Source organism: Streptomyces sp. KLMMK (assembly GCF_036961605.1).
Classification (GTDB): domain Bacteria; phylum Actinomycetota; class Actinomycetes; order Streptomycetales; family Streptomycetaceae; genus Streptomyces; species Streptomyces telluris.
In genome coordinates this window covers 1-3,589 of the sequence record NZ_JBAMDC010000540.1, presented here as the reverse complement: position 1 = coordinate 3,589, position 3,589 = coordinate 1, and the positions used below count along the sequence as shown (strand labels likewise).

3 protein-coding genes and 1 pseudogene are annotated in these 3,589 nt (G+C 73.8%); 2 read left to right on the top strand and 2 right to left on the bottom strand.

Going from position 1 to position 3,589, the window contains the following annotated elements:
• Both V7793_RS35170 and V7793_RS35165 read right to left on the bottom strand, forming a co-directional pair.
• On the bottom strand, positions 1–782 hold a 782-nt coding region (locus V7793_RS35170; RefSeq protein WP_336013757.1), incomplete at its 3' end, for a sugar phosphate isomerase/epimerase family protein.
• 173 nt (positions 783–955) lie between these two features.
• Positions 956–1,897 carry a Ppx/GppA phosphatase family protein gene (locus V7793_RS35165; RefSeq protein ID WP_336013756.1) on the bottom strand — a complete coding sequence of 314 codons (942 nt, stop codon included), beginning with the start codon at positions 1,895–1,897 and terminating at the stop codon, positions 956–958.
• A gap of 45 nt (positions 1,898–1,942) precedes the next feature.
• Between V7793_RS35165 and V7793_RS35160 the strand changes: the two genes are divergently transcribed.
• A complete protein-coding gene (locus V7793_RS35160) occupies positions 1,943–2,833 on the top strand; it encodes a hypothetical protein (RefSeq protein ID WP_336013755.1) in 891 nt (296 codons plus the stop codon).
• A gap of 393 nt (positions 2,834–3,226) precedes the next feature.
• Positions 3,227–3,589: pseudogene (locus tag V7793_RS35155) on the top strand (hypothetical protein); the annotation flags it as partial.

Here is a 3,589-nt window from a genome sequence, read left to right as displayed (position 1 = left end):
GTGAAGGCGAGGGCCTCGGCGAGGTCGGCCTCGCGCTCGGCCGTGGACATCGCGCGGCGGGTGTTGACCTCGATCACCACGTGGCCGTCGAAGCCGCGGGTCGCGAGGCGCTCCAGCAGCTCGGCGCAGGGCTGCTTGCCGCGGCCCGGCACGAGGTGCTCGTCCTTGGCGGAGCCGTTGCCGTCGGCGAGGTGGACGTGGGCGAGCCGGTCGCCCATCCGGTCGATCATCGCGATGGCGTCCGTCCGGGCGGTGGACGTGTGCGAGAGGTCGACGGTGAAGTGGCGGTAGTCGTCCTTGGTGACGTCCCAGTCGGGCGCGTAGGCGAGCATTTCGCGGTCGCGGTAGCGCCACGGGTACATGTTCTCGACGGCGAAGCGGACGTCGGTCTCGTCGGCCATCCGCCAGACGCCGCGGACGAACTCGCGGGCGTAACCGCGCTGCCAGCGGAAGGGCGGGTGCACGACGACCGTGCTCGCGCCGAGCTTCTCGGCGGCCGCCCGGGCGCGCTGGAGCTTCACCCACGGGTCGGTCGACCAGACGCGCTGGGTGATCAGCAGGCAGGGTGCGTGCACGGCCAGGATCGGCACCTGGTGGTAGTCCGAGAGGCGGCGGAGCGCCTCGATGTCCTGGCTGACCGGGTCGGTCCAGACCATGACCTCGACACCGTCGTAGCCCAGGCGTGCGGCGATCTCGAAGGCCGTCGCCGTCGACTCGGGATAGACCGAGGCCGTGGACAGCGCGACCTTCGCATCCGGGATGCGCACCACTGGCTCTGTCACGAGGGACAGCGTACGACCGCCTCCCGTACGGCGTGCGGGTACCTCCGATGTGGCGGGCCGGCTCTCCCCCGGTACGACGGGTCGGCTCTCCCCCGACGCGACGGGTGGGCTCTCCCCCTGTGCGACGGGCCGGTGCGCCGTCACCTCTCCGTCGGCCCTCCATCGCTTCTCCGTCAGTTCTCCCCCGGCGTCGGCAGGTGGTCCAGCCTGCGCAGGATGACCCCCTCCCGCAGCGCCCACGGGCAGATTTCGAGCTCGTCCACCCCGAACAGGTCCATCGCGCCCTCGGCGACCAGCGCGCCGGCCAGCAGCTGGTTCGCCCGGCCCTCCGACACGCCGGGCAGCTGGGCGCGCTGGGCGGTGGTCATGGTGGCGAGCCGGGGGACCCAGTCCTCCAGGGCGCGGCGGCTGAGGGCGCGCTGGACGTAGAGGCCGTCGGTGGAGCGGGCGGCGCCGGCGATGCGGGCGAGCTGTTTGAAGGTCTTGGAGGTGGCGACGACGCGGTCGGGCGGGCCGAGGCGCACGAAGTCGCCGACGATGCGGGCGATCTGGGCCCGGACGTGGCGGCGCAGGGCCCGGACGTCCGTGGGGTCGGACGGGTCGCCGGGCAGCCAGGCGGTGGTGAGGCGGCCGGCGCCGAGGGGGAGGGAGGCGGCGGCGTCCGGCTCCTCGTCCAGGCCGAGGGCGATCTCCAGGGAGCCGCCGCCGATGTCGAGCACCAGAAGCTTTCCGGCCGACCAGCCGAACCAGCGGCGGGCGGCCAGGAAGGTCAGGCGCGCCTCCTCGTCGCCGGTCAGGACCGGCAGCGTGAGGCCGGTCTCCTGCTGCACGCGGGCCAGGAGCGTGTCGGCGTTGGCGGCCTCGCGGACCGCGGAGGTGGCAAAAGGCAGGACGTCCTCGCAGCCCTTGTCCTCGGCGGCCTGCAGGGCGTCCTGGAGGACGGCGACGAGCCTGTCTATGCCCTTGTCGCTGATCGCCCCGTCCTGGTCGATGAGCTGGGCGAGGCGCAGCTCGGCCTTGTGGGAGTGGGCGGGCAGCGGGCGCGCGCCCGGGTGCGCGTCCACCACGAGCAGATGGACCGTATTCGAACCCACGTCGAGGACACCGAGTCTCATGGCCTGAACGCTACTGCGGGGGCCGGGGGCGCATAGTCTTGTGGGGTGGCAAAGACGAAGAAGGCCAAGCAGGGCAAGCAGGGCAAGCAGGGCAAAAAGCGCGACCGCTCCGCCGCGGCCTCCAGCACCTCCTCCAGCACCTCGGTGACCTCGAAGAACGCGGCATCCCCGGCGAAGGGGCCGGAGGTCTCCGACGAGGTCGGGCTCGACTTCGCCCGCGCCTGGGTCGAGTTCCCGGACCCGGCCGACGACGAACAGGTCTTCCGCTGCGACCTGACGTGGCTGACCTCACGCTGGACGTGCATCTTCGGCAGCGGCTGCCAGGGCATCCAGGCCGGCCGCGCCGACGACGGCTGCTGCACGCTGGGCGCGCACTTCTCCGACGAGGACGACGAGCAGCGGGTCGCCGGGCACGTGGCGCGGCTCACGCCCGAGATCTGGCAGTTCCACGAGGTGGGCACGGACTCCGGCTGGACCCAGCTCGACGAGGACGGCGACCGCCAGACGCGCCGCTGGAAGGGCTCGTGCATCTTCCAGAACCGGCCGGGCTTCGCCGGCGGCGCGGGGTGCTCCCTGCACATCCTGGCCCTGAAGGAGGGCCGCGAGCCGCTCGAGACCAAACCGGACGTGTGCTGGCAGCTGCCGGTACGGCGGACGTACGACTGGATCGACCGGCCGGACGACACGCGCGTCCTGCAGATCTCCATCGGGGAGTACGACCGCCGCGGCTGGGGCCCGGGCGGCCACGACCTGCACTGGTGGTGCACCTCGGCGACGTCGGCGCACGGCGCCGGCGACCCGGTGTACGTGACGTACCGGCCGGAGCTCACGGAAATGATGGGCAAGGAGGCCTACGAGCGGCTGGTCGAGCTCTGCGAGGAGCGGCTGGCTGCGCTGCTGCCGATGGCTCCGCATCCGGCGGACGCCCGCCCGTAACCGGGCCGCCCGGCAGCGGGCCGCTGCCCCGGCGTCCGGCGGCGGGCTGGCCTGATGCCACGGGGCCGCCCGGCCGGTCCGCTGCCACGGGGCCTGCCGGCCGGTCCGGCATCGCGGGACGCGGCGTCGTGGTTACGCGCCGCTGCGGCGGAGGTGGATGGCCGGGCAATGCATTGGCCGGGCGGTGCATGGCCGGGCGTCATGCGTACCTGCCGTATCCGGAGGACGCGCAGCCGTGACACCCGGCGGCGGGCCTGATGCATGGGCACGCCCGACGGCTTGTCCGGCACCCGTGGGCTTCAGCAACGTGGTCGCACGCCGTCGCGGCGGGGGTGCATTGCCGGACCGGCATCGGTGTCCGCCCCGCTCGTGCGTCCGAGGGTGCCCGCACCCTTGAATCCGCCGCAACGGCGCGCCACCACGGCGGCGGTGCCCGGCGGTGCCGAGCAAGGCGTGGGTTACGGCGGTGTCGAGCCCGCCGGTGCCGGGGGTGTGCCGACCGGCGTCGCCGGGGGCTGGGTGGCCGCGGGGGACGAGACCACCGGGCGGCCCCGGCCTTCGATCGTGACCGTCGTGCCGCCCGGCGCGACGGTCACCCGCGCGCGCCACGGCCCCACCGGCTCCCGCTCGCCGTCGACTTCGATCACTACGGTCACGGTCTGCCCGGGCTGCAGCACGCCGCCCGGACGGCTCAGCCGCAGCCACGGCGCGTCGGCCGTCATCGACCAGACCACCGCCTGCCCGCCGCTCGCCGTC

Bases quoted from the DNA above. Each gene is read 5' to 3' on its own strand.
- V7793_RS35165 (WP_336013756.1), bottom strand. From the start codon at position 1,897: ATGAGACTCGGTGTCCTCGACGTGGGTTCGAATACGGTCCATCTGCTC.